At 65.7% G+C, this 24,133-nt stretch carries 24 protein-coding genes; 1 reads left to right on the top strand and 23 read right to left on the bottom strand.

The annotated features are described in order from the left end of the window. Positions 1-7 precede the first annotated feature (7 nt). The 19 genes from tssK to AC1RHV_RS17940 all read right to left on the bottom strand — a co-directional run bounded on the left by tssK (position 8) and on the right by AC1RHV_RS17940 (position 19,796). Positions 8-1,339, bottom strand: a complete 1,332-nt coding sequence (tssK, locus tag AC1RHV_RS18030; protein WP_192353939.1) for a type VI secretion system baseplate subunit TssK — start codon at positions 1,337-1,339, stop codon at positions 8-10. A gap of 58 nt (positions 1,340-1,397) precedes the next feature. Then, complete coding sequence (locus tag AC1RHV_RS18025) at positions 1,398-1,838, bottom strand: hypothetical protein (RefSeq protein WP_125472444.1); 441 nt, start codon at positions 1,836-1,838, stop codon at positions 1,398-1,400. Positions 1,839-1,885: 47 nt separating this feature from the next. Then, positions 1,886-3,313, bottom strand: coding sequence for a dicarboxylate/amino acid:cation symporter (locus AC1RHV_RS18020; protein ID WP_054451873.1), 1,428 nt, complete (start codon positions 3,311-3,313; stop codon positions 1,886-1,888). Next, entirely contained in the window at positions 3,310-4,008 is a 699-nt protein-coding gene (gene cuyB, locus AC1RHV_RS18015; RefSeq protein WP_492301560.1) for a cysteate racemase, read from the bottom strand. The genes AC1RHV_RS18020 and cuyB overlap by 4 nt, the downstream gene beginning before the upstream one ends. 9 nt (positions 4,009-4,017) lie before the next feature. Further along, entirely contained in the window at positions 4,018-5,292 is a 1,275-nt protein-coding gene (locus AC1RHV_RS18010) for a dicarboxylate/amino acid:cation symporter (protein WP_054451875.1), read from the bottom strand. 22 nt (positions 5,293-5,314) lie between these two features. Next, positions 5,315-6,187, bottom strand: coding sequence for an ABC transporter substrate-binding protein (locus AC1RHV_RS18005; protein ID WP_225588892.1), 873 nt, complete (start codon positions 6,185-6,187; stop codon positions 5,315-5,317). A 45-nt stretch (positions 6,188-6,232) separates the two neighbouring features. Further along, on the bottom strand, positions 6,233-6,433 hold the full coding sequence (locus AC1RHV_RS18000; RefSeq protein WP_119451867.1) for a hypothetical protein: 201 nt from the start codon (positions 6,431-6,433) through the stop codon (positions 6,233-6,235). A 12-nt stretch (positions 6,434-6,445) separates the two neighbouring features. Then, positions 6,446-6,832 carry a DUF4280 domain-containing protein gene (locus AC1RHV_RS17995; protein ID WP_492301558.1) on the bottom strand — a complete coding sequence of 129 codons (387 nt, stop codon included), beginning with the start codon at positions 6,830-6,832 and terminating at the stop codon, positions 6,446-6,448. Positions 6,833-6,834: 2 nt separating this feature from the next. Continuing rightward, positions 6,835-7,524 carry a toxin-antitoxin system YwqK family antitoxin gene (locus tag AC1RHV_RS17990; RefSeq protein ID WP_119451865.1) on the bottom strand — a complete coding sequence of 230 codons (690 nt, stop codon included), beginning with the start codon at positions 7,522-7,524 and terminating at the stop codon, positions 6,835-6,837. An 8-nt stretch (positions 7,525-7,532) separates the two neighbouring features. Next, complete coding sequence (locus tag AC1RHV_RS17985; RefSeq protein ID WP_192352747.1) at positions 7,533-9,407, bottom strand: type VI secretion system Vgr family protein; 1,875 nt, start codon at positions 9,405-9,407, stop codon at positions 7,533-7,535. 4 nt (positions 9,408-9,411) lie between these two features. Then, positions 9,412-12,108 carry a type VI secretion system ATPase TssH gene (gene tssH, locus AC1RHV_RS17980; protein WP_492301556.1) on the bottom strand — a complete coding sequence of 899 codons (2,697 nt, stop codon included), beginning with the start codon at positions 12,106-12,108 and terminating at the stop codon, positions 9,412-9,414. Positions 12,109-12,120: 12 nt separating this feature from the next. After that, positions 12,121-13,188, bottom strand: coding sequence for a type VI secretion system baseplate subunit TssG (gene tssG, locus AC1RHV_RS17975; protein ID WP_492301555.1), 1,068 nt, complete (start codon positions 13,186-13,188; stop codon positions 12,121-12,123). Further along, entirely contained in the window at positions 13,143-14,906 is a 1,764-nt protein-coding gene (gene tssF / locus AC1RHV_RS17970) for a type VI secretion system baseplate subunit TssF (RefSeq protein WP_254593273.1), read from the bottom strand. Before tssF ends, tssG begins: the two co-directional genes overlap by 46 nt. Continuing rightward, on the bottom strand, positions 14,903-15,346 hold the full coding sequence (tssE, locus tag AC1RHV_RS17965; RefSeq protein WP_054451881.1) for a type VI secretion system baseplate subunit TssE: 444 nt from the start codon (positions 15,344-15,346) through the stop codon (positions 14,903-14,905). Before tssE ends, tssF begins: the two co-directional genes overlap by 4 nt. Before the next feature lie 63 nt (positions 15,347-15,409). Continuing rightward, positions 15,410-15,904: an Hcp family type VI secretion system effector gene (locus AC1RHV_RS17960; protein ID WP_054451882.1), complete on the bottom strand. Its 495-nt coding sequence runs from the start codon at positions 15,902-15,904 to the stop codon at positions 15,410-15,412. Between the two features lie 67 nt (positions 15,905-15,971). After that, complete coding sequence (gene tssC, locus AC1RHV_RS17955) at positions 15,972-17,483, bottom strand: type VI secretion system contractile sheath large subunit (RefSeq protein WP_054451883.1); 1,512 nt, start codon at positions 17,481-17,483, stop codon at positions 15,972-15,974. An 83-nt stretch (positions 17,484-17,566) separates the two neighbouring features. Next, positions 17,567-18,109, bottom strand: a complete 543-nt coding sequence (gene tssB / locus AC1RHV_RS17950) for a type VI secretion system contractile sheath small subunit (protein WP_054451884.1) — start codon at positions 18,107-18,109, stop codon at positions 17,567-17,569. A 190-nt stretch (positions 18,110-18,299) separates the two neighbouring features. Then, entirely contained in the window at positions 18,300-18,929 is a 630-nt protein-coding gene (locus AC1RHV_RS17945) for a hypothetical protein (protein ID WP_492301551.1), read from the bottom strand. Between the two features lie 162 nt (positions 18,930-19,091). Then, positions 19,092-19,796 carry a glutathione S-transferase family protein gene (locus AC1RHV_RS17940; RefSeq protein WP_054451886.1) on the bottom strand — a complete coding sequence of 235 codons (705 nt, stop codon included), beginning with the start codon at positions 19,794-19,796 and terminating at the stop codon, positions 19,092-19,094. A 104-nt stretch (positions 19,797-19,900) separates the two neighbouring features. On the opposite strand from AC1RHV_RS17940, the gene AC1RHV_RS17935 reads away from it, so the two are divergent. After that, complete coding sequence (locus AC1RHV_RS17935) at positions 19,901-20,230, top strand: winged helix-turn-helix transcriptional regulator (RefSeq protein WP_054451887.1); 330 nt, start codon at positions 19,901-19,903, stop codon at positions 20,228-20,230. Between the two features lie 27 nt (positions 20,231-20,257). Here AC1RHV_RS17935 and fes read toward each other — a convergent pair whose 3' ends face one another. From fes to AC1RHV_RS17915, 4 genes are read right to left on the bottom strand one after another with little or no spacing between them, the layout of a single operon-like run. After that, positions 20,258-21,853 carry an enterochelin esterase gene (fes, locus tag AC1RHV_RS17930; RefSeq protein WP_346547355.1) on the bottom strand — a complete coding sequence of 532 codons (1,596 nt, stop codon included), beginning with the start codon at positions 21,851-21,853 and terminating at the stop codon, positions 20,258-20,260. A 42-nt stretch (positions 21,854-21,895) separates the two neighbouring features. After that, positions 21,896-23,524 (bottom strand): PepSY-associated TM helix domain-containing protein, encoded by a 1,629-nt coding sequence (locus AC1RHV_RS17925; protein WP_492301548.1) that lies wholly within the window; start codon positions 23,522-23,524, stop codon positions 21,896-21,898. 15 nt (positions 23,525-23,539) lie between these two features. Next, on the bottom strand, positions 23,540-23,830 hold the full coding sequence (locus AC1RHV_RS17920) for a hypothetical protein (RefSeq protein ID WP_054451890.1): 291 nt from the start codon (positions 23,828-23,830) through the stop codon (positions 23,540-23,542). Continuing rightward, positions 23,817-24,104: a hypothetical protein gene (locus tag AC1RHV_RS17915; RefSeq protein ID WP_175180636.1), complete on the bottom strand. Its 288-nt coding sequence runs from the start codon at positions 24,102-24,104 to the stop codon at positions 23,817-23,819. The genes AC1RHV_RS17920 and AC1RHV_RS17915 overlap by 14 nt, the downstream gene beginning before the upstream one ends. Positions 24,105-24,133: the final 29 nt, after the last annotated feature.

The following is a 24,133-nucleotide window of genomic DNA, read 5'->3' as shown; positions in this document are numbered from 1 at the left end:
CCTTCCCTCAGCCCTTCACGAACAACAGCATTTCCTGGGGCCGCTGCGCACTTTCGCCCTCGTTGGAATTGGCGATCAGCAATGGCTCATCGCCCTGCACCAGGCCCGAGGCGGCCTGGATCTCGAACAACAGGTATCCCGAGCCCGAACGCAGGCCCAGTTCTTCGGCGTACTCGACATTGCGCCGTACAGCCCCCAGCACGCGACGGCTGCGCAACGATGGATAGACAGGCTGGGACCCGATGACCGCCCCTGCCATCCACGCCAGCAGGTCGCGGTCCGATTGGCCCCGCACGCCGATCACGAGCCGCTCCCCTATCCATTCCGGGCGCAGCTTCAGCGCGAAGGCGCCGTGGTCGAAGTCGAACTTGTACTGGCGGAAATCCTCGTTGATCTCGGAGCTTGCTTCCCGCAGAAAGCGCAGCATGGGCGTAAAGACGGAAAGCGGATCCGCATGGTCGTAGTCGGGTGGCGGCGGCGATATCGCGCCAGGCTTGAGCAGGCATAGCGATCCCGCCAGGGACGCCAGCGCCAGATACAAGGTCCAGGGGTGCAGATGCGGCGTGCGCAGGACGGCCTCGGCCATGGGCAAGCCTGCGAGCAGGCTGCGCAACCTGTCCCTGAGCTCCAATTGGGTCAGCCGGTCATCCACCCGGGACGATGGATTGGCCGTCTGCCGGGCGATGAAGGCAGCCTTGCCGCGCAACTGGCCCAGCAACGCCGAGGCCGCGACCCAGAGCGGGTTGTCGTGTTGCACTTCCAGCAGCGGCGGCAGGCGTTCGCCAACCCTGACGACCTCATTGTCCTTGTAGAGCGATCCCAGGCGCAGCGCCACGAACTGCGCGGCAGGCACGTCCCCGGCGGACAACGCCAGGTTGGGCAGCAGGCGCGAGATATCCGCCGCAGGGGCGTCGGACACCTGGTCCTCTACCGGCGCCCCGGCCACGGAACGGAATCGGCGGACTTGCCCTTCGCGTCGGGCCAGGGTCGCGACGGGCAAGGTCACGTAAAAGTCGATCGGACCGTCGGCCAATTGCGCCGCATGGGAATCCAGCGCCAGTTCCAGTCTTTCCGACGTGTCCGTTCGCGCGGCATAGGCAATGGCAGTGCCGTCCGGCATGATCGCTTCCAGCTCCAGAACCCGCACGATGCCGGCGGGCAACAGTCCGCTGTCCAGCACCAGCCGGCGCACGCCCCAGCTGAAGGGCGCCGCCGCCAGCGTCTGCCACGCCACCAGCGTGTCGACGCGCGAGGCCAGCAACTGGAAGTGCTGGGGCGCCAGCAGCATGCCTTCATGCCATTCCACGGCATCCGTCACCACAGTTTGAAGGCGGGTCATGCGGCGGCCCTCCTGGCATGCGCACCGGGCGCGCCGGGCAAGAATCGAAACCTATTCATCATTGGCCCGCCGTCACGGTAAATCCCTTGTTCTCCAGGCGGATCAGCAGCCGGCCGCTGAACGCGTCCACCCGCGCCCGATGAGCGCCCGGCGCCGCATAGCGCGCAAACACGAATGCCCCCGCCACGCGCGGGCCTTCGAGTTTGTCTCCGGGTACGCTCAGATGCTGGCCCGGAACCACCTCCCAACCTTCATATCGCAATCCCTGCGGATAGGTGTTGAGCAGGTCGTCCTTCCCGGCGAACCACTTGGCTGCCGTCAGTTCGGCAAAGCGCGCCAAGAGGGTTTCGTCCCTGACCAGCACCAGGTCGACCGCCACCGGACTATCGCCATTCGCGTCCGTGGCCGCGGATACCACCACCTGCTTCCACGCCGGCTTTTCGCCCTTGAAATAGTCCAACCCCAACGCGGAACATCCCGTCAGGGCCGCCATCAGCATCAATACCCCGCCTCGCGCAGCGCGCCATGCCCACCCCGTCGCTCTCATCACCTGGCTCCCAACCCGATACCCAACAATACGATCAGCAATCCCGCCAGCACCATGCAACTTCCCATCAGCATCAGCTGCATGCCGGAAAAGGCCAGTTGCAAAGGAGCGCGCCCCGCCGTCCCGTCGCGCCCGGCCGCCCGTTCGGACGAAAGGCCGTCCGACACCCAGGCCACGACCACGCACACGCATAGCAGGCTGAGCACCGTCCGCAATCCGTCGCACAACAGGTCAATGGCCACGAACAACACGCCTGCAGCTTCCACCGGCAGCTCGAGCAGCCCCAGCGTCAAGCCCGCGAACGCCACGTTCGCCGCTCCGCCATGTCCTGCCGACACGAAGGCCGCCGCCATCGACCCGGCCGCCACCAGCACAAGCTCCGCGCCGCCCAAAGGCCTGCCGTAAAGATTCGCGACGAATAGCGTCACCAGCGCGAAATACAGCGCCGCCCCGCCCCTCAGGAATACCGCACCGAAGGGCAAGGCAAGCTCAGCCACGCCGCGGCTGAATCCCAGGCGCGCGCTCATGACTTCGATGGCGTGCGGAACTGGCGCTGTCGCGCTGCCGGAGGCCAGCCCGACCAGCAGCGGTCCTTTCATCTCCGCCAACACGGACAGGAACGGCAGGCCTGCGCGGGCCGATATGACGGCCATCGCCGCGATCGACAGCACGATCGCCGACAACATGAAGCACAACAGGAAGCCGCCCATGGCGCCCAGCGTGGCCGCCTGCGCGTTCGACGTCAGATACGCGCTGGCGCCAAACGCCAGGACCGGAATCAGCAGATTTGCCCGGTCGATGATGATCCCCAACGCCCGGTACGAGCTTTCAAAGATTCCATCGAGCAACGCGGTACGCTCGCGCGACAACGAAGCGAAGGCCAACCCGAACAGCAGCGTCGCCACGAGAATTCCCAGCGTGTTCCCCTGCGCCAGCACGCGAAAGAAGTTGTCGGGCAGCAGCCCACGCATCACGCTCTCCCGCCGCGATGCGCCATCGCCCATTGCCGCGCCGGCATCCGGCGATTCCATCAGGCTGACGCTGTTCTCGGACAGCGCATTGCCCTCGCTCCAGACCAGCTCGCCCAACTGGGCATGTTCCTGCGGGCTCAGGTGCTTGCCCGGCATGACGGCCGCGCCCAGCAGGGTGCCGCTCACGGCGCACGCGCCCACCAGCGCCACCGCCAGGGCCGCGGTCAGCGCAATCCGCCTGCCCGGGCGCGGCATATCCAGCACCTGGCGCAAACCGAAGAAGATCGCCACCACCAGCAAGGGCATGGCGGCCATGTTCACCACCACCAGGTAAAGCTTGCCGACCAGGTAGGCGGCGTGCCCCAACGGCTGCGCCATGACGCCCGCCAGCGCCCCGGTCGCCATGCAGAAGGCCAGCAATACGGTGCTGCCGGAGAGGCGGTTCAAGGCGCTCATGTGGACACGTTCCAACCGCGCGTCAACGCATAGCGGACGGTTGCCGCCGCCAGCTCCTGCGTGCTGTCGATCAGCGGCATGGGCGCGTGCGCGATCGCCCCCGCAGCCAGCGGAATCTCGGTGCACCCCATCACTGCCGCCGTCGCCCCGCCGGCTTCGAGCTGCCGCAACGCCAGTTCCAGCTGGCTCGCAGCCGCCGTCAGGTCTCCCGCCTTGACCTGCGCGATGCAGGCGGTGATCCGCGCCTGCTCCACGGCGCCCGGCACCAGGAAATCGATACCTCGTTCGCTCAGGCTCGCCTGGTAGAAGCCCGACACCAGCGTGCCGCGCGTGGCCAGCACCGCGACCTTGCCGCCTTGCGGCACGGCGTCGGCGCAAACCTCGCCGATATGCAGCATGGGCGCCGCGCTGCGCCGCTGCATTTGCGGGTACCAGTGGTGTGCCGAGTTGCACGGCACCACCAGCAATCCGACGCCGCTGCGATTGAGCAGGTCCACGCCCGCGTACAACGCCGGCAACGGATCCAGGCCATCCCCCAGGATCGCGGAAGAACGGTCTGGCGTATGCGGCAGGTTCGCCACCACCATGGGCAGATGATCCTGGTCGCGCGCGCCCTGTGTCAGGCGAACAATGCGTCCCATGAAGTCCACCGTCGCCAATGGCCCCATGCCCCCAAGCACTCCGATCATCGTCATCGCGGCCTCCTATACCCGCAGAGGCCGCGGGCAAATAACCGACACCGCCGCCGAGTTGCCGATCACCAGGATCAGGGTGCGCAACATGTCGCATAGCGGATCGATGGCCAGGAAGAGAATGAAGGCGGCCTCGAACGGCAACCCCAGATAGGCGCAGGTGATCCCGATGAGCGACACGGTCACCAAGCCCGTCATGCCGGCCGACGCAAAGCCGGCCAGCACCGACACCAGCAACACCGTGGCCACCTCGCCCACGCCCAGCGGGCGTCCATACAGCTGCGCAATGAACAGCGTGGCGCATACGTAATAGACCATCGGCCCGACCCGCAGCAACGACACGGCCAGAGGCACAAGCAGTTCCACCCGAGCCCGGGCGAATCCGAGCTTGTCGGCCAGGCTTTCGATCATGCTAGGCATGCAGGCCGCGCTGTTGCGCGTCGCCAGCGCCAGCGCGAACGGCGCGCGCAGGGCTTCCAGCGTCACGGACAGCGGCTGGTTCGAACGCTTCCAGATGACTACCACCGCCAGCGACAACAGCAGCACGGCCACCGCAAAAAAGGCCAGAACGAACTGTGTCATCGCCTGCAGCGGCTCGATGCCAGACTTGGCCATCTGCGAGGCGCTCATGCAGAACAGGATCAGAGGCAGGGGCAGGCTGAGCCAGTGCATCAGCTTCTGGCAAGCGCAATACACGGTCTCGAGCACCTGGCTCAAGCCTACCGAAATGCGCTCAGGCACATAGCCCACCGCGATCCCGAACAGCAACGCGAACACCAGCGACTTCAAGGCGTCGCCGCTGGCCAGCGCGGCGAAGATATTGGTCGGCACCAGGCTGCCGAGCAGGTCGGCCAGGGTCAACGTCTTGGCGGGCACATCGGCGCCGTACAGATTCATCACAGTGACGCTGGAGGCGGAATCGCTGCCGACGATGAGGCCGAATGCCTGCAATGTCGCGCTGGACAGGTCGGCGCCGGGGTTCAGGATGAGCAGCACGGCCGCCCCGACCAAGGCCACCAGCGCGGCGGTGCCGGCGAAGACCGCCAGCACGCGCAGAAAAAGACGCGATGCGCCGCCGTCGCGAAACAGGCGCTGCAGGCTGAATATCACCGCCGAGATCATGAACGGCAAGGTCGTCATCTTCAGGAAATCGACGTACACCTCGCCGATCAGCGACAGGCTGCGGGAAAATGCCGGCAGGTAAAGCCCGGCAAGGCCGCCCAGCACCAGGCTCCCCAGCACCAGCCAGGGATTGAGGACGATCGCGTAGAGTCGTTTCAGAGTCATGATGGTCCAGCTTGCGCCTGCCTCAGTGATTGGTGGCCTGCAAGACCACGTTGACGTCGAACCGCTCGCTGCGGTCCGCCAGGTACAGGTTGATAAAGCCCAGCAGCGCTTGATCCGACGCATTGACGGCCATGCCGAGCGTGTCCTCCAGATCCTGCAGCGTCACGACCCGCAACCGCAGCGAAGCCGTGGGATCGATCTTCAGCACGCGCTTGACCTCGAATTCGTCACGATAGGCGGCTGTGACCTCTCCGCTGTCCAGCGCGGCCAGCACGGCCTGCCAGGTGGGGTATTGCCGCACATCGGCCTGCGGAAAGTTGGCCGTCACGTAATCGGCATAAGAGGATTTGGCCACCACGCCGATCGTGCCGGTATAGGCGCGTATCACCTCCGGCACCGAGCGGCCCCGCGCCAGTTGCGCGAACTTGACGCGGTTGAGCAGCAGGGCGCGCTTGAGCGACAGGTATGGCGCGCTGAAGCTGACGACCCGCGCCCGCGATAGCGTGCGCGACAGCTTGCTGATGGCAAGGTCCGCCTGGCCTTCGGCCAGCAGGGTCACCACGCCGTCGAACGTCTGGGCCTGGCGGTTGAAGCGCACCCGCACTCCCAGCTTCTGCGCGATCTCCCGCGCGAAATCCACGTCAAAGCCACTCAGCTTTCCATTCCGTTCTTCGAAGAACGGCGGCTGGTCCACGCCCAGCAATGCGACCACCAGTTCCCCCCGGTTGATGATCCGGGCAAACTCAGGCGCCAGCAGGGCGCCGTTGTCCATCCGCACCACGCCGGTCTGCGCCTGAGCGGCCGCGCCCCAGGACATGGCCGATGCCGCGCAGAAGAACGTCGCCAGCACGGCGAGACGAACGGACCGGAACAGGGTTTTCAATAGGTGCAACATGCAAGGCTCCGGCCTGTCAGTAGCCAAAAGGAAGAAGCGGGGAACTCAGTCATGGCGGTCCGCCTTGGGCGCCGCGGCCTCTACCGTGGCGGGCGCGGCGGCGGCGATACCCGGCGGCGCGGCTGGCGGTTCCGACAGGCGGGCTCCGATCTGGAAGCCCAGCAGGAACAGCAGTACGCAGAGCAGGACGGCGCAGGCCAGCGTGACGGTCAACATGCGGGGAGTCAGGGAGAATACGTAAGACATGCGTTCACATCCTCAGGGAACCAAAGTCGTGACCTGCGCGGGCGCCGTGATCCGGATCAGTCCACCCCAGGTGCAGAGCAGCATCGACGCGTCCTGCAAGGCGGGCTTGCCACCGATCAGCACGGTGGGTGAACCGGGCAGCCAGGGGCCGGGCGTAGCGGGCATGCAGGGCATGGGCGTCAAGGCGCCCAAGGCCGCGGCGGTGGCCGCGGCAACCGCCGGATTGCCCAGGCAACTGCACATGCCGAAAGGCGCCACATTGGCGACTGGCGCATGGTCCATGATGGTGGCAGCTGGCAATGCCCCCGCCAGCACGCCCACAGGCATTACATTCAGCACGGACGGCGCCGCGCCAAAGCTGCACATCAGGGCCGAACCCGTGGTCACTTGCAGGGCCATGGCTATCCTCTGATCCACTTTTCCAGGCGCGCGCCGAAAGTGGGAGATGACGGTTCGGAGTCTGCCGGCTCCAAGCGGCGCCAAGGCTGCTCCGGCGCACCATTCACGTAACGGCGCTCGGCCAGCGCAGCGCCATCAGGCGCGTAACGGCGGGCGATGCCGTGCAATACCCCCGCGCGGTACGGAGACGCTGCCAACAGCGTGCCGTCCGCAGCGTAGTCACGCGTTTCGCCATCCAGGAGGCCCAGGCGATAGCTTTCGCGGCGGACCACGACACCATCTTGCAGGTATTCGGCCATGCCATCGAGCCTGCCCATCAGGTAGGTCTGCCGCAACGTCTCCAGGCCCGACTGCGCATATGCCACGCAGGGTCCGTGCAATAGCCCGAGCTCATACTGCTGGCGCGACGCCAGCTTGCCATCGCGATAGGACAGCGCTTCGCCATGCAACCTGCCCTCGGCGTAAGACGCTACACGCAGCAACGCGCCAAATTCGTCGTGTATCCGAAGTGAGCCGGACAGGCGGCCCTGCCGGAACTCCGCCTGCAGCAACACTTCTCCGTCAGCGCCATATCGCGTCATCGGGCCTTGCGCCACGCCGGCCTGCCAGGAACTGCGCGCCGAGAGGCGGCCGGCCTCGTCCAGCTCTTCCATGATCTGGATCTCGGGCAAGGAGGTATCGGAGCTATGCATGGCGCGCCTCAGTTGATCTTGACCAGGCCGCCCTTGAGCGCCAGCAGGCCGCCGCCATCGACGGTCTGCGTCGCCGTCGCCTTGTGTTCGATCGTCAGCGCCTTGTTGCTCAGCGTGGTTGCGGCTTGCGCGGTCAGCGTCGACGCGCTTTTGATGCTGATGGAGCCTGTGACGTCGATGACAAGATTGCCGCTGACTTTCAGCGTGTAATTGCCGGCCACGTCCTGAGTAAATGCCGCCCCGTTGGCGTGCGTTTCCTCGCCATGGACCTCGACGCTGCGCGCACCCTGCACCACATGCGATTCCTTACCCTTCTGTACCTCGATGCGGCGGTCTCCCCGCTTGACGATGCGGCTTTCATTACCGCCAACCTCCGTCTCAAGCGCGTCCTCGATGACGACCCGCATGTCCTTCTGCGCATGCAAGTACAGTTCTTCCGCATCGAGTTTGTCCTCCATGCGGATCTCATTGCCCGCCACGCCCCGCTTGGACGAGCGCGACCGCATGACGCTCTGCGTTTGCTCCGCCGGCAGCTGCACGGGCAAGGTCTGCTGCTTGTTGTAGACCGTACCCGTCACCAGCGGCCGGTCGGGGTCGCCGTCGACGTAACTCACCACCACCTCCTGGCCGACTCGGGGCAGGAACCAATGCCCCCACCCCTGCCCCGCCACACTCTGCGATACCCGTACCCAGCAGGAGCTGTCCTGGTCGCGCGCGGGGCCGTCATCCCAATGGAACTTCAGCTTCACCCGCCCATGCGCGTCGGTCCATATCTCTTCACCCGCCAGCCCTACCACCTGGGCGGTATGCGTCCCGGTGACCATGGGCCGGGGCGTCACAGGCCTGGGACGGAACGGCACGGCCTCCGGCAGCACGTCAAAGCGGTTCCGGTATCCCTCCTGGGTCGCGTCGTGCGTGACGGCCCGCAGAACGTAGGACACATTCAGAGCGCTGTCCGGGTGACCGGCCAGTTCAAAGCGGGAACCGGCCGACAGGCCATGGCATCCGCTGACGCCGCTGCCCACCTGCCCGTCGGCCTGTTGCGCGGCCAGCCTGATGGCGGCCTTGCGGTCGCCGTCCGCGGCGTCGGCGTACTTGCCGGGATAGACATAGTGCCGGGCGTCGGGCAACAGCGCCGGCTTGCGCGATGCGGCAAGGGAAGTGCTCGCCGTGAGATAGTCATAGTCCGCCAGCACATGCCCCGGCGCCACGATGCCGTGCGCCATCTCGAACGCATGCACGCGGTCCGGGTCCGCCCCATCGTCCTTGTCCAGCGCGCACTGCAGGCGGGCGGCATGCGCATTCACGGAATGCGCGGCGGGGCTGTCGGCCAGCACCAGCGTATGCCTGCCATCGGCGCCGTCGAAGAAATAGAAGATTCCCTCTTCTTCCATCAGGCGGGAAATAAAGTCGAATGGGCTTTCGTCGTACTGCACGCAATAGGGACGCCGCGGATAGGCGCCCGCTCCCAGCCGGGTCTCGAATGCCACCTCGTAGCGTCCCAGCGTTTCCTTGACGATGTCCAACGCGGTCTTGTTCTGGTGTATGGCACGGTCCCGCCCCAGCGTCAGCAGCCACAGGCGCGGCTGCAGTTCTGCCAGGTAGTAGGCATGCCCGCGGTCCGCGCCCAGGTGCACGAAGCGCGTGACGATTCCGTTGAAGTGCCGAGGCCGCTGACGCGGGCGCTGCAATGTCACCGTGACGGCCTTGCCGACGATCGCTCTCGCATCCAGCGCCTTGTTGGCCGACCTCATCCTGAGATCGAACCGGAACAGCTCTGACATCGCCTCGCGCCCGCTGAAGGATTCCAGCAACAGGACGTCCTTGCCGAACGGCGTGGATACCGAGGCAAACCAATGGGCTTGGGTCTGATCGGCGGCCATGGGCTTATCCGGTCTCCGCGTCGCGGAATCGGAAATCGATCGCACCCGCGGGCGTCAGGCCCAGATGGACGCCGCCGAACGGCGCGGCCACGGAAATACGTTCCAGCACCTGGCGCGCCAGCTCCGGCAACACCGCCTGCGTCAGGATATGGTCCACATTGCGCGCCCCGCTGTCCACTTCCTTGCAACGCGCCGCGATCGACTGCGCCACGGCGTCGTCCCAGCTCAGGTTCGCGTGGTGGTTGCGCGCGAAACGCCGGGCCAGGCGTTCCAGCTTCAGATTGACAATGGCATTGATCTGGCTATCCCCCAACGGGTAGTAGGGAACCATCACCAGGCGGCCCAGGAACGCCGGGCTGAACTGCCGCAACAACGGGGCGCGCAAACGCTCGGCCAGGGCCTCTGGAGGGGGCCGCGCCCCACCCCGGCAGGCATCGGTGATGACGTCCTGCGACGCATTCGACGTCAACAGGATCAGGGTGTTCTTGAAGTCGATGGAAACGCCCTCGCCGTCCTCCATGGTCCCTTTGTCGAACACCTGGAAAAAGAGCTCGAGCACGTCGGGATGCGCCTTCTCCATTTCGTCCAACAGCACGACGCTGTAGGGACGGCGCCGCACCGCTTCGGTCAGCACGCCCCCGCGGCCGTATCCCACATATCCTGGCGGCGCGCCTTTCAGGCCCGACACGCTATGCGCTTCCTGGAACTCCGACATATTGATGGTGATCATGTTGCGCTCGCCGCCGTACAAGGTATCGGCCAGCGCGCACGCGGTCTCGGTCTTGCCGACGCCGCTGGGACCCAGCAGCAGGAACACGCCCACCGGTTTGCCAGGATCGTCCAGGTCCGCGCGGAAAGTACGGATGCGCCGGGCGATGGCGTCCAGGGCTTCGTCCTGTCCCACGATGCGTCCGGACAGTTTCTCCTGCAGATACAGCACGGTGTGCAGCTCATCGGCCAGCATCCGGCCCACCGGAATGCCGGTCCAGCCGGAAATCACTTTCGCCACGACCGAAGAGTCCACGCACACCGGCACGATGGGCTCGTCGTTCTGCACTGCCTCAAGGCCTTTTTCCAGGCGGGTCAGATTGGCGGTCAACGCGTCCAGGTCCTCTTCGTCCGCCGCCTTGTCGCTGCCGGCCACGACGCGGTCGGCGATACGGCGGCGCCAAGTCAGGATTTCAGCCACCGCGCTGCGTTCGGCTGCCAACTTCTCTCCCAGTCGGCGGTGCTGTTCGCGTTGATCCTCTATCTGACGCTGCGTCGCCGCGATCGCGTCATGACGGTCCGTGCCCGTGGCGGCCTCGTGGCGCAGTATGCGCAGCTGGTTCTCGGCCGCCTCTATAGCGCGCCCAAGGGCCTCGATTTCTTCCGGCTCCGCGCTCTGGCCGATCGCCACCCTGGCGCAAGCCGTATCCAGCACGCTGATCGCCTTGTCCGGCAACTGCCGGCCGGAGATATAGCGGTGCGACAGCTTCACGGCGTCCCTGACCGCGGCATCCAGGATCTCGACGCCATGATGGGCCTCCAGCCGTTGCACCATGCCGCGCAGCATTTCGACGGCCGCCGCCTCGGTGGGTTCTTCCACCTTGACGACCTGAAAGCGCCTTGCCAACGCCGGATCCCGCTCGACGTAACGCTTGTATTCGGCCCAGGTCGTGGCGGCGATGGTGCGCAATTCGCCGCGCGCCAAGGCCGGCTTGAGCAGATTGGCGGCGTCGCCCTGCCCTTCGCTGCCGCCCGCGCCTATCAACTGGTGGGCCTCGTCGATGAACAGGATGACCGGCGTCGCCGACGCCTTCACTTCACTGATCACCGATTTCAGCCGGTTCTCGAATTCGCCGCGCACGCCCGCCCCGGCCTGCAGCAGCGCCAGGTCCAGGGAGCGGACCGATACATTGCACAAGGCCGGAGGCACGTCGCCTTGCACGATGCGCTGCGCAAAGCCCTCGACCACGGCGGTCTTGCCCACGCCGGCCTCGCCCGTAAGAATGGGATTGTTCTGCCGGCGGCGCAGCAGCACGTCGACCAACTGCCGGATTTCCGCATCCCTGCCACGCACCGGGTCGATCGCCCCTTCGCGCGCCAGGGCCGTCAAGTCGATCGTATACAGCTCCAGCGCCGATTGGCGCGTCCCGCCCTCGCCCGGCGTCGGCATGGCAGGCGCGCCGCCGGCGGGCAAGCCCGCGGCTCCCGGCCCGGACGGGGGAGACGAGGTTCCAGCGTCTTCCGCGCTGCCCGCCAGGATGGACGGCAATGCCGCTCGCAAGTCGGCCCGGGAGATGTTCAGCAATCCCGGCGCCGACTCCAGCAGCAATCCGCGCAGGCTGTCGACCTCCAGCAACGCCAGCAGCAGGGTGCCGGACCGGATCTGCTGCTGCCCCAGCAGCATCGAACTGAGCAGCCATGCCTCCTGGAACATGGGAGGGAAATTCGGCGACAAGGACGGAGTGCGGCCGTTGCCCCGCTTGAATTGCTCCTGCGCGCGCTGCAATTGCGCCGACACGTCTTCCGCCCGGATCTGGTAATGATCCAGCACCGCTTTCAGATCGGGAGCGGCGGTTTCCAGCAACGTCAGCAGCAGGTGCTCGACATCCACGTTGTAATGCGTCTGGCGCACGCACTGCTGCGCCGCCAGTTCCATCGCGTGCTTGCAGACCGGGTTGAGCCGGGCCAGCAGCGTGCGGATGTCGATATCCATGCCGGATTTGCCTTATGTACGGTTGGCCAATGGGGAAGCGGACGCCATGCGCGCCGTCAGGCGTACCGGCGCCGGAGCGAGGGTCTGCCGCGTAGCGGTGGCCCAGCTGGTCCACCCCAGCCGGGCTGCTGCCGCGCCGCCCAGCACGCACGCACCGGCGCGCGGCTGCGCGTGCAGCACGAAATCCACGTTCAGGTCTCTCCGGAGGTGACTGCGGATCAGCCACAGCGCCAGTTCGTGGTCCGCGCCCCCGGGTAACAGGCGCTCGAACCGGGCGGGACTCAAGTCCAGGAATTCGATACGGATCCCGGCCCCCTGGTCCCATACCCGGCGGCCCAGCGCCCGCGACGCATTCAACGCCAACCCCTTTCCGCCCAGGCGCGAATGATCCTTCGCGTCCAGCGTCCGCCATTGCCCGATGAATTGCCGGCCCAGCACCTTCAAGCCCAGACGGTCCGCCAGCAACGCCAGCAGCCCGGTCATCGATCGCGTCGCCACGCCCAGCAGACCGGCGTGCCTGACCCACAGGCGCTGGCCTTGCGGACCGGCCTCGTCGCGGGCATAGCCCAGGTCGCTCAGCGCATCCAGGCAGCCCACCAGCGCCGACGCATGCGGCGCGGACGCGTTAAGGCCCAGCGCGTGCTTCTTGCGGCTTCGGTAGAAGAAGGACAGGAAGCGGTGGTTGAAGATATCCAGGAAATCTGCGGTGGCGTGATCCCGCGACGCCCGCCGCTGCAGCACCAGTTCGGTGTACGCCAAGGGCAGCGGACTGCTGGCGCCGGCAAGTGTCATCACCGGCGTAGTCAAGGCGTAGCGTGTCTGCATGGCCTCGCCCCAACGCCCCGCATCCTGCTTCCGGGCGATGGCACGCACGTCGCTGGCCTCGAACGCGACCGACACATGCCCGTGCAGGCGCACAGCCTCGCCGTCGCCATTTCCGCGGCCCAGCGGCGCGGCCGCTGGCGTCGCGCGCTCCAGCAGGGCGATCGCCTGGAACAGGTTGTAGCGTTGCGGGCGGGAGAGCAGCCGGGCGATCATAGCGATTGCTGGTAGCCCGTCATGGGCTGCCACTGCTTCCATATTTCGTCGCCCCGGCGCACCGCCAGCCGCACGAACGAATTGACCGATGTATACATCGCAAAGAACCGCGCCAGCACTGCGCCCAGCAGCAGCGGCGATCCTCCCACGAACGCATCGGCGTCGAACTCCACCGTGACTTCCATGCCGTGGCAGAAGCCGCGCCAGGCCTCCTTGCCCACATGCGCCGTGACTGGGCGCGCACTGACGCCCTTGAGGCCGCGGATCAGATCCTGCTCACGCGTGCTGCCAGACGCGAACAACTGCAGGATCTGCTGCAGGCGTTTGTGTCCGGTCGATGACTCCACCAGCGACTGCTGATTCAACGTCAGCAGCGACACCAGGCGCCACAGCGCGTCGCCGCCCAAGGGCGGGTTGCGCTGCGCGGTGGGCTCGTACAGGCATTGCACCGATACGTTCTGCGCCACGCGCTCGAACACCATGCGGGCGCCCACTGGCACCTGCTCGGCAAGGCGCCGGTTGGTGCAAAGCAGATTGGCGTAGACCACGGGTTCAACGGGCCGGCGAATCTCGTTGCGGGCATCCACGAAGCTCAGGAACATGTCGGTGCCGCTTACGCGGTCACGCAGACTGTGTTCCCTTCGGGCAGACCAGAACAACGTACCGCGAGCGGCGTCCGCGTGCTCGACCTCCGCATAGCTGGGCACGGGAATCGAGCGCTCGGCCGCCGGATCAGACAGGATCACGGACAGCACCGAATGCACTTCCGTCGTCTCGTCACGGCGCTTGTCGGCCACCAGGCGATATTCGTAATGGCTATCGTCGATCGTGACCGGTTCGCTGGTCTGCGCGTACAGGTTGATCACCGGCGTGCAACCCAGGCGGAAATGCTGGGCGCCTATCGCGCCCAGGCCGCGAGCCTGCCTGTCCAGGTGCAGCGCGATCTGGCAACGGCGCCCCTTGAACGGCAGCCCCCGCGGCAAATCCAGGTCAAAGAAATGGAACTTGCGCGGAAATGCGAAGTACTCCTGCATCAGGCCGTGCGCCGGCAATCCATTCGGCGGCTGCGGCAATACGCTCTCTTCCGGCGCATATCCCACTTCGCGCCAGGCCGTCAACGGCAGCGGCACAACGCCGCCCCCTTCGGCATAGAGCGATATGCCGGCCACGCCCGCCGCCAGCAACTCGTACAGCGGCATCGTCACCATCCAGTCGCCCTGCAGGTGGATGCGCAGTGTGCGGATTTCCAGCTCCGACAGCTCCACGCCGGAATCGCTTTCCAGCTCCAGGCGCAAAGCCTGGTCTTCAGAGAAGCCGGCGCCTCCTATCCTCAAGGGCCACAGCGTGGCATCCCAGGCGGTGCGGAACCGGCAAAGTTCGCCGGCCTCGGTCCGCGCCGCCAGGCCGCTATGCCGCGGCACGGGCAGTCCGGCCGTCACTTTTCCCTGGCTGCCGTCCAGAGCCAGCTGCACCACGGTCATCGACGGGATGGGCTGCACAAGCGTCGGACAGACGTTGTCCAGCATCGCGGCGGCGATCTGGGGAAACTCCTGGTCCAGGTCGCGGTGCACCCGGGCCGCCAGGAACGCAGTGGCTTCTATCAGGCGTTCGGTATGCGGATCTGGCGATTCCGTGCCATGCAGCGCCAGCCTGGATGCCACCTTGGGATAGCGCAGCGCGAAGTCCGCCCCCTGATTGCGCAGATAGGACAGTTCGCGCTTGTAGTACTGCAGGATGCCATCGGACGCCAGATCGGTCATGACCCGCCCCCCGTCCCGCTCTGCGCGCCTGCCAGCAGTTCGAATGCCACGTGGTTCACCGCGCCGCCGATCCGCATGTCGGCCCGGATCTCCAGCCGGCATGGGCCTATCCCGTTCGCGGCGGGCGCCATGTCCACCGACACATTGGACAGGCGGGGTTCATAAAGGGCAATGGCCTGCTTGACTACAGCAGCGACGGCCTCGCGATCCGAAGCCGACACCGGCGACCGCGCCGAGTAGTCGGGCACGCCGTAGTCGACCACCGTTGCCGCCGAGCGTGAAAAGGCCTCGAAATCCAGGCGCGAACGCGTGTTCAGCAGGCGCTCCAGGTCCCTGGCCACCGCCAGTCTCTGCGCGTCGGCCCCCGCCAGTTGCGACTCCGCATCAGCCGCCAGGCGGTCAAACAAGGGCACGGGCGAATAAAGGGTATCGGTCGGCATGTTGCGGGCGTTCCTGTACGTGCACCGGCGCCGCTCCCGCCCATGCGGGAGCGGCGTCCGGCATTACTTCTTGGGCGCGGCGGTGGACTTGTTCGTCGCCAGGTCCCAGCCGAACGATGCCGTGCCAGCCTTGTTGCCGGCGGTGGCCTGCTGGGTGTATTCGATGGAGAGCTTGCTGAAGCACAACGTGAAGCTGTCGCTGCCGCCGCCCTCGCCCAGCGCGGAGTTGATGGACGAGACCATCGCATTGCCCAGTACGTACTTCACGTGCAACAGGAACGACCCGCTCTCGTTGCGGCCGATGAGTATGGTCGCGTCGTTCAGCTTGGCGCCGGACGCGCACGCGTTGTATAGCGCGGGCGTGGACTGGTCCATTACCTTGGTAAACGCCATTTCCGAGAAGCTGGGCCGGCCCAGGGCGCGCTCGGTGTTGGCCATGTCCATCGACATCGGCAACATCACGCCATGCGAGGCGCCCAAGAGGATGATCGCGTCGGCATGGCCGTCCAGAGTGGAGTTGCCTTTGATGTTGTTGATCTTGAGCAGGATGGTATCCATGGAATTCCGTGTTCGAAGAGGATTCGGTTGGCGTGCGCCGCCGGCTGGCGGCGCGCGGTTCGAAAGTTCAGGCAGCCGCGGCCGGCAGGTCTGCCACCAGGCGGATGGACGCGGTCAGCTCTTCCATCTGGAAATGAGGCTTGATGAAGCAGGTGGCGCGGTACGCGCCGGGCTTTCCGGGCACCTCCGTGACGTCGACGCGCGCCTCGCCCAGCGGATAGCTGGCCTTCTGTTCCTGCGAGGCCGAGGGGTTGATCAGCACGTAGTCCGCAATCCAGTTGTTCAGATAGTTCTCGACGTCCGTACGCGACTGGAAGCTGCCCACCTTGTCGCGCATCATCACCTTGATGTAATGCGCAAACCGCGACGCGGCCAGCACGAACGGCAGGCGTGATGACAGCTGCGCATTGGCATTGGCGGCATCCTTGTTGTAGACCTTGGGCTTGTTTGCCGTCTGGCTGCCGAAGAACGTGGCCTGGTTCGAGCCCTTGGCGTTCACGAACGCAATGAACCCCAGGTCGCTGAGTTCCTTTTCGCGGCGGTCCGTGATCGTCACTTCCGTCGGGCACTTGAGCGCGATGTCGCCTTCATCGGTCTTGTAGGCATGCGCGGCGATGCTCTCCACCTTGCCGCCGCCTTCCACCCCGCGGATCGCGGTCGACCAGCTGTACTTGGCGAACGCGTCGGTGATGCGCAGACCCAGCTGGTAGGCGGAATTCGCCCACAGATACTTGCTGTGATCCGAGCCGTCGACGTCCTCTTCGAAGTTGAACGTATCGACCGGCTTGGTCTTGGCGCCGTAGGGCAGGCGCGCCGCATAGGACGGCAGCACCAGCGCCACGTAGCGGGAATCTTCCGACTCGCGGAAGCTGCGCCACATGGCGAGCTCGGCGCTTTCGAAGACCTTGGAGAGATCGCGCGTGACGCCGAGGTCCGTGTACGATTTCAGGTCGAAGAGGCTGGGCGCGGCAGAGGCGATGAACGGCGCGTGCGCGGCGGCCGCGACCTTGGAGATGCGTTCCAGTAGCGCCAGATCCTGCGGATGCCGGCCAAATGCGTAATCGCCTATCAGCACGGAATACGGACTGCCGCCGAACGTGCCGTACTCGTCTTCATAGACCTTTTTGAAGAGCAGGCTCATGTCGTGATCGACGGCCGACTCCAGGTCTTTCAGCAATTCCTTCTTCTTGACGTTCAACAGCCGCAGCTTCAGCCGCGAGCTCGTCTCGGTGCCATGGACCATATCGTGCAAGCCGGTCCACGATGCTTCGAGCGCCTGGAAGTCCGGCGCATGCATGATGGCGTTCAGCTGATCCGTCAGCAGACGGTCGATTTCCGCCACGCGCTCATTGATCATCGCCACCACCGACTTGTCCGGGCTGGTGCGCATGCCTTCGTCCAGGATCTGGGACGCCAGCTGCCCGAGCAGTTTCTTCGCGTAGGAATTCTGCGACGGCTCCACCGCCATATTGCCTTCCTGCACGATGCGGTCCAGCAGGCTGAGTTCGCCCGCCTGCGCCGCTTCCTGCGTTGCGTTGCCTCCAACCGCCGCCGTATCGGCCGTCTGTTTGCTTGCCATGTTCGTCACCCTGAGAATTGAAATTGCCCGCGCGCGGCTTCGGCGCCAGGCCTGCCCTGCGCGCGCTGACGTTGCTGTCCGCGTTAGGCCGACGGCGCCGTTGCGGCCGGTTCGGCCACATCGCCGGCCGTCCCGCCAGCCTGCGCTTCGCTCTTGACGGCCTTGAGCTCCTCGGTGCTGCGCACGATGCGCTCAAGGATGGAGTCCAGCTCGTCATTGCCGTCCAGCTTGGCCAGCAGGTCGCGCAGTTGATGCCGCGCCTCCAGCAGCTTGGACAGCCGCGGCACCTGCTCGACCAGGGATTCGGGATGGAAGTCGGCGAACTTCTCGAAGTTCAGCTCAATGCGCAGATTGCCTTCGCCCTTGGCGGTGTCGGGCACGGACAGGTCCAGGCGCGGGCGGATCTTGCCCAGGATTTCGTCGAAATTGTCGCGGTCGATCTCGACGAAGCGGCGCTCTTTCAGCTTGGGCAGCGGCGTGGCCGGCTGACCCGAAAGATCCGCCAGCACGCCCACCACCATCGGCAATTCACGCTTCTCGATCGCGTCGCCGGTTTCAACGTCATACGTGATCTGAACCCGCGGCGGGCGGTTGCGGCCCACCCATTTCTGCAAGCTATTGGACATGACCCTCTCCGAAGAAACCACTCGTACCGCACAGCGAGCGCTGCGCTTTGCTGGTGCGAACAATAGCGCCGGCCTTCGGGGGCTACATCGGACTTTAGTCGTAGTATTTTGAAATTATCAGAAATTTCCATCCTGCTTTTGGATGAGAAATGACTTAGGCGCAACCTTGAAACTGCGGGCCCGACCCGCGTCAGCCCGGCTTCGCGGGGGAGCGTGTCCTTGCCAGAAAATTTCCCGAGGGCTGTGCTGACATCCACTGGATTTTCTCGACAATTTCCTTCGGGTTGCCCGTGGTGGAAACGAATTCATTGGCCTCTGGAGTGGCGGCTGCGGCATTGGCAACAGGTTCCCGCTTCGTCACGAGCAGGCAGGAGCGCGCCATGCCCATGTCCCTCGCAGGTCGTGCCTCGCGCAGAGCTCTCAAGTGGCTGGCCGGCAGAAACTCCCCACGGTGCACCAACTGGCGGCATTCGGCCACAAGCAGCCCGACGCTGGCGGCATAGCAGACTTTCGCCACGTTCTTCGCGCCATGCAGGGTCGCGTTCTCGGGCGCGCGCCGGTACTCGAAAAAGGTCGAAACGTAACGCTCTGTGCCCGGAACGGCCCCCAGACTGCCGGGACCGGCACTATCCATCCAGACCATCAAGCCCTGGAGGTTGTACGACCAGAGCAAGAGAGACTGGCCTGGCCTCAGCTTGCCTATGCGCCAACCTACCGGCGGGGCGGGTTTGGAAAAGAACTGCCCCAGCGTCTCCGGCTTGCTCCGCACCCGATTTGTCTCCACCTTGTCCAGTATTGTCCTACCCAGAATCAGACTCATGAGCCACCCCTTCCTGTGCTCTGCCCTTGGCAGCAAGCCCGCAGGATAGCTACCGTCCGCGGGCCGCGCATGGGACTTTGGTCTTACTGGGGCAAAGACCCGAGGACGGCGCACGGACAGCGGCGGGGCATTGCCGCCCGTGCGCCGGATGGGGCCGGCCGTCTACTTTCCATACGTCGCGATCAGCGTTTCCAGCGGCACATGGCCCTGGCACAGTCCCGGATAACCGGGGCTTGCGCCCTCTTCCAACGAGATCGCATATTTGACCGCCGGGTCGCTTTCCAGCCGCTGCCGCAGCGCCGCCAGCCTGGGCCAGCGGGACTGGGCAGCGACCTCATGGAAATCCAGCCAGCGCGCAACGCCCACCAGCACGGCGTCCGCCAGAGTCGGACGATCGCCCATCAGGAACGGAGTCTCGCCCAGCATCGCTTCGAGCTTGTCATGGCGTTCTATGACGCGTTGCGCCCCCCACTCCCGCAGCGTTTTCTGCAAGGCCGGATCAGGCGGATCCATTTCCAGGGCGACCCAATGCGGGGTGAAGGCGGCGGTGAAACCAGTGTTCAGAAAAGCCATGAACTGGTGCATGCGGTCGGATTCCGGCGACAGCGGGTCAAAGCTGATCCTGCGCTCGTCATCACGGTTTTCGATCCAGCGCGCAATCGCCATGGTTTCCGTGAAAACCGCGCCCTGTTCGCTGACGAATGCAGGCGTCTCGTGGCGCGCGTTGATCCGCGCATAGGAGGGCAGACGCATTTCGCTCAGCATGTCCACGCGGCACAGGCGATAGGGTTTGCCCAGCCACTCCAGCGCAGCGACGAGCCCCATGGAACTTCCCAGCGGAAAGCCATAAACAAGAATGGGTTCCAAGATTTCTTTCTCCGTAGATGAGGGTCACGCTGCGCAGCGGATTGAATTCTACGGATCTGCTAGGCTAAGTAAATTACGCACATTTTTGTCACCATGACCCGCCCATGAAAGACCTGGTTTCGCGTTGCCCCATCGAGGAAGTCATGCAGATACTGAGCGGCAGATGGCCGACGCTGCTGGTCTATTACCTCAAGGAAGGCACCAAGCGTTTCAGCGATCTGCGCCGCGACAATCCGACCATCTCGCATCGGATGCTGACGCTGGAGCTGCGCAAGCTGGAGTTGGCCGGGATCGTCCAGCGCACCGATTTCGATGGCTATCCGCGGCGCGTGGAGTACGCGCTCACGCCATCGGGAAAGACGCTGGTGCCGCTGCTGGATGCGCTGGGCGACTGGTGGGATGAGCACGGCGAGGCGTCCGAAGACGCCTCCTGAGCAGGCCTGCCAGCTTTCAAGCCGGGCTTATCCGCCCCCCTGCTTGCCAGTGCCGATCAGATCCAGCAGGCCATCCGACAAGGTCCCGCGCCAGACCAGGTAATCATGTCCGCCCGCCACCTCGCGGTGCGTCACCAGATAGCCCTTGGCACGCAGCACATCCCGCAGATGCCGGTTGGTCTCCAGGATGCCCGGCTGGCCGCCGCGTCCGGACTCGAACAGGCCGGCGCCAAGGAAGAAGCGCACCGGCAGCTTGCGCACCGCGACGAATTGCCGCGTCAGCCACTGGTCCTCCTCGCCCGCCGGCGACCACCAATAGGAACCTGATTGGCTGAGCACGTTGCCGAACACTTCGGGGTGGCGCAACGCCGCATAGGCCGACGCCAATCCGCCGTAGCTGGAACCGCCGATGACGGTGCGCGCGGCAGGCGCGCTGATGCCTTGCTTGCGCGCCCACGGCATCAGCTCTTTCGCCAGGAAGTCCGCAAAGTCCGGGTTGGGCGGCAATTCCTGGCTGCGGGATTCCGCCGTAGGGTTGTCGATGAGCAGCGCCGCCGTCGGAGGAATGACGCCGGCGGCGATCATGTTGTCCAGAATGGTGGGCGTGGGCACGCGGCCCAGATAGGCGCCGGCGTCGAACAGCACCAGCACGTGATTGTCCGCTGCGCCAGACTGCCAGCCAGCAGGACGGTACAGGTGGATCTTGCGCGTGTTGCGCATGAGATCGCTGCGCAGCTCCATGGTCTCCACCGTTCCCTGCCGCACGCCCGCGCGGGGCTCGACCCAGGGCTGCTGCGGCGCGTCCGCCAGTTCCAGCATGGAATAGGTCTGGTACGCGTCGACGCCGCGCACCGGGTATGCCTTGGGATTGTGCGGATCGGCCTGCGCCGTGGCCAGGATCGCGCGGCGCCGCGCCATGCCGGAGCCCGGAAGCTCGGGCACATCGGGCGCCAGGCGATATGACAGGCGCGTGGACCTGGGGACGACGAAGCTGGCATGCCAGACATCGGAGTTGCCCAGCCGCGCCAACTGAGCATGGTCCGACGACGGCCCGCCGAACAGGCGCACATTGCGTTCGGCGCCGCGCCACAGGAATGTGACGCGGTCATGCCCGGCGTCCACGGCCTCGACCAGCGGCGTGCCTTGCTGCGCCACCTCATCCCAAAAGGCATCCGTCGTGCCGCCCGCGGCCAGCGTCGCCGCCAGCGCGGTCAGGCGCGGGCTGTCGAGCGCCGCCGCGGGCGCACGTTGTTCCGCAAGGGGCAGGCGTTCCGTCACGGCCCAGCGGAACAGGCCCTGGCCCTGCGCGCGAACGGTGTAGAGGCCATCCTCCGGCGCCACCAGCATCAGGGCTCCGGCCGGCTTTTCGCCGTCGCTCAGCCGGCGTACGTGCTGCCCGGCGCTGTCCAGAAGATCCAGGGTCACGCCGGATTCGGCGGCCCAGGTGCCCGCGAGGAACTCTCCCTTCTGTAGCGAAATTCGTTCGTCCACATGGGCCTCGGGTGTGACGGCGCCCTGCCTGGACTGCGCCGCGGCCATGCCCGGCGCCACGCCTATCATCGACACCGCCAGCGCAGCCGACGACATCCAATCCCGCCATTCCAATCTGTTCTTTTTACGCATGTTCATCCATTCGTTTGTTCACGGCCCGTTCGCGGCGGTCCGCTATCCCTCGCGCGCGGCGAGCCTTCTGGGCGCCCATACGCTGTCCGCGTCGCCCCGTCCGATCCTGCGCGCGCTGGCCTTTGCCATCCAGGCAAATCCCAGCCCTGCCGCCAGGGCCGTCGCGTCCACTGCCAGCGCCGCGGCCGACGTGTGCGCCCAAAGCCCGGAGGCAGGAAACAGCCCGCCCACGAGCGAGGCCGCGGGTATCGCCAGCGTCAATGCTGCCGCGACCCATAGCAGATGCACCCCTGCCGCCGCGCCTCCGCGCAGGAAGGCCCAGGCCAGGCTGGCGAAGAACGCCATGTAGTACAGCGCCCGCAGCCAGGCATTCAGATCGCCGACGTGCCCGCTCAACCCTTTGGACGCGACCATCATCAACGAAATGCCACACACGCATCCCAGGCAGACGCCCACTGTCGCCGACGCCATCAGCCGCGTGTCCAAGCGCTGCACGGGAATCTCGCCCGTCTGCCGGTTGGCGCGCTTGCGGCGGGTTTCTATCCACAGCAGGTTGCCGCTATAGAACAGCCATGCGCCCGCCAGTCCAAGCAGGAAATAAAGCCACTGCACTGCCGCGCCGCCGAAGGAAGCCATGTGCAGCGCGAAGAAACTGCTGACCCAGAGGTTGGGCGCGTCCTGTCCGCCCGGCAGATAATCGCGGTTGAGCACCTTCCCGCTGTAGGGATCGAGCGCCACGAAGCCGCCTCGCGCCCGCGGCGATACCGCACTGTCGTCCTTGCCCCAGACGCGTACGATGGCGCGCGGGCTGGTGACCTGTTGATACTGCAACCCATAAGGCTCGAAGCCCGGGGCGAGGGCGCGCGCCTGGGCCAGCAGTTCCGCCGGCGTCAGCATGTCTGCAGGATTCCGGACCTCTCCAGCCGGCGCGCCGCCGCCGGACCGCTGGAAGACGGATTCCAGCTTGCCTTCGTACATGAGCTTGTCCTGCAGATCGTAGATTCCGTCGTGGAACGCGAACACGACGGAACTCAGCGCCATGACGATGTGAAATGGCAGCGAAACAATGCCCACCACGTTATGCGCATCCAGCCACATGCGCTTCAGGTTCTTCCCGACCCGCAACGCGAAAAAGTCCTTGACCAGCGACGGCAGCAGCACGATCACTCCCGACACCAGGGCAATTGCATAGAGCGATGCGACGATGCCCATGAACCAGCGGTTGGGATCGCTGTCGACAGGCAGGCCCACCACGCGGTGAAGCACATCGATGAACGGCATCAGCCCGCTGGGCGCGGCCTCCTCCAACCGCAGCTCGCCGCGCGCATCCAGATAGGCGACATGGTGGCGGATCGACGATTCATCGTGATCGTCGGCCTGCCCGTCACGGACTTCCCAGGACATACGGGCCGGCACGTGCTCGGCGTCCTGCAGATGGATGCTGAACCCCTTGGCCACATCCGGCCGCGCTTGCAGGGTTCTGGCGATAAGGTCGGGCGCTTCTTCCAGCGGCACGGGCGCGACGGCCGCGGGCGGCGTAGCCCAACGGGTCAGCGGCTCTTTGAATACGGTCAGCGCACCGGCGTAGAAGGCGATGAACAGCGCCATGCCGGTCAGGATGCCCGTCCAGGTATGGACGGATTTGTAGATGCGTATGTAGTCGGCTCTCATGATCGCGGACTCCCTTCAGATCGCCTTGACGACAAGCAGTCCGCCATAGAGCAGCACGCAGGCTCCGCCCAGCCAGATCCACGCGCGCAGGCCGCTGGCGAAAAAGTAGACGGTACTCGCGACGCCGAGCCAGACGGGCGGCACCAGCCACATGGCCAGCTGCGAACGCGTCGCCAACGGAATGCCGGCAGTCAATGCGGCCAGCGTTGCGCTGGCGCCCATGGCCAGCGCGAAGCCGAGCAATGCGCCCGCCAGGCTCTTCGATATCCAGTCGCGCCGGATCGGCGCGGGCTTAACGGGCTTCATGCGTATCGCTACCGCGCAGGCCCGCCAGTACGCCCAGGTACGGCATGAGGCTGAAGAACAACATCAAGGCGGTGCAGAAAACGAACACGGCCGCGACGGCAGAGAATGCGCGCAGGCAACCCCAGCCGCCCAGCGCGAGCAGCAGAATGCCAGCGACGCGGGCGGGCAGGACCGGCCAGGACGTGGCGCCCCATCGCTGGTTGGGCGAAGCGCGATAGATACAGAAGCTGCCCAGGAACAGGCTCGCCAGGCTGGAAAGAATCAGGACTTCCATGGTCACCCCAGGATGAAATGCCCGAGACC

It is taken from the genome of Achromobacter sp. GW823-FHT04E03, assembly GCF_058796095.1.
The sequence above is the reverse complement of the archived record's forward strand: the minus strand, read 5'-3'. Positions and strand labels throughout refer to the sequence as shown.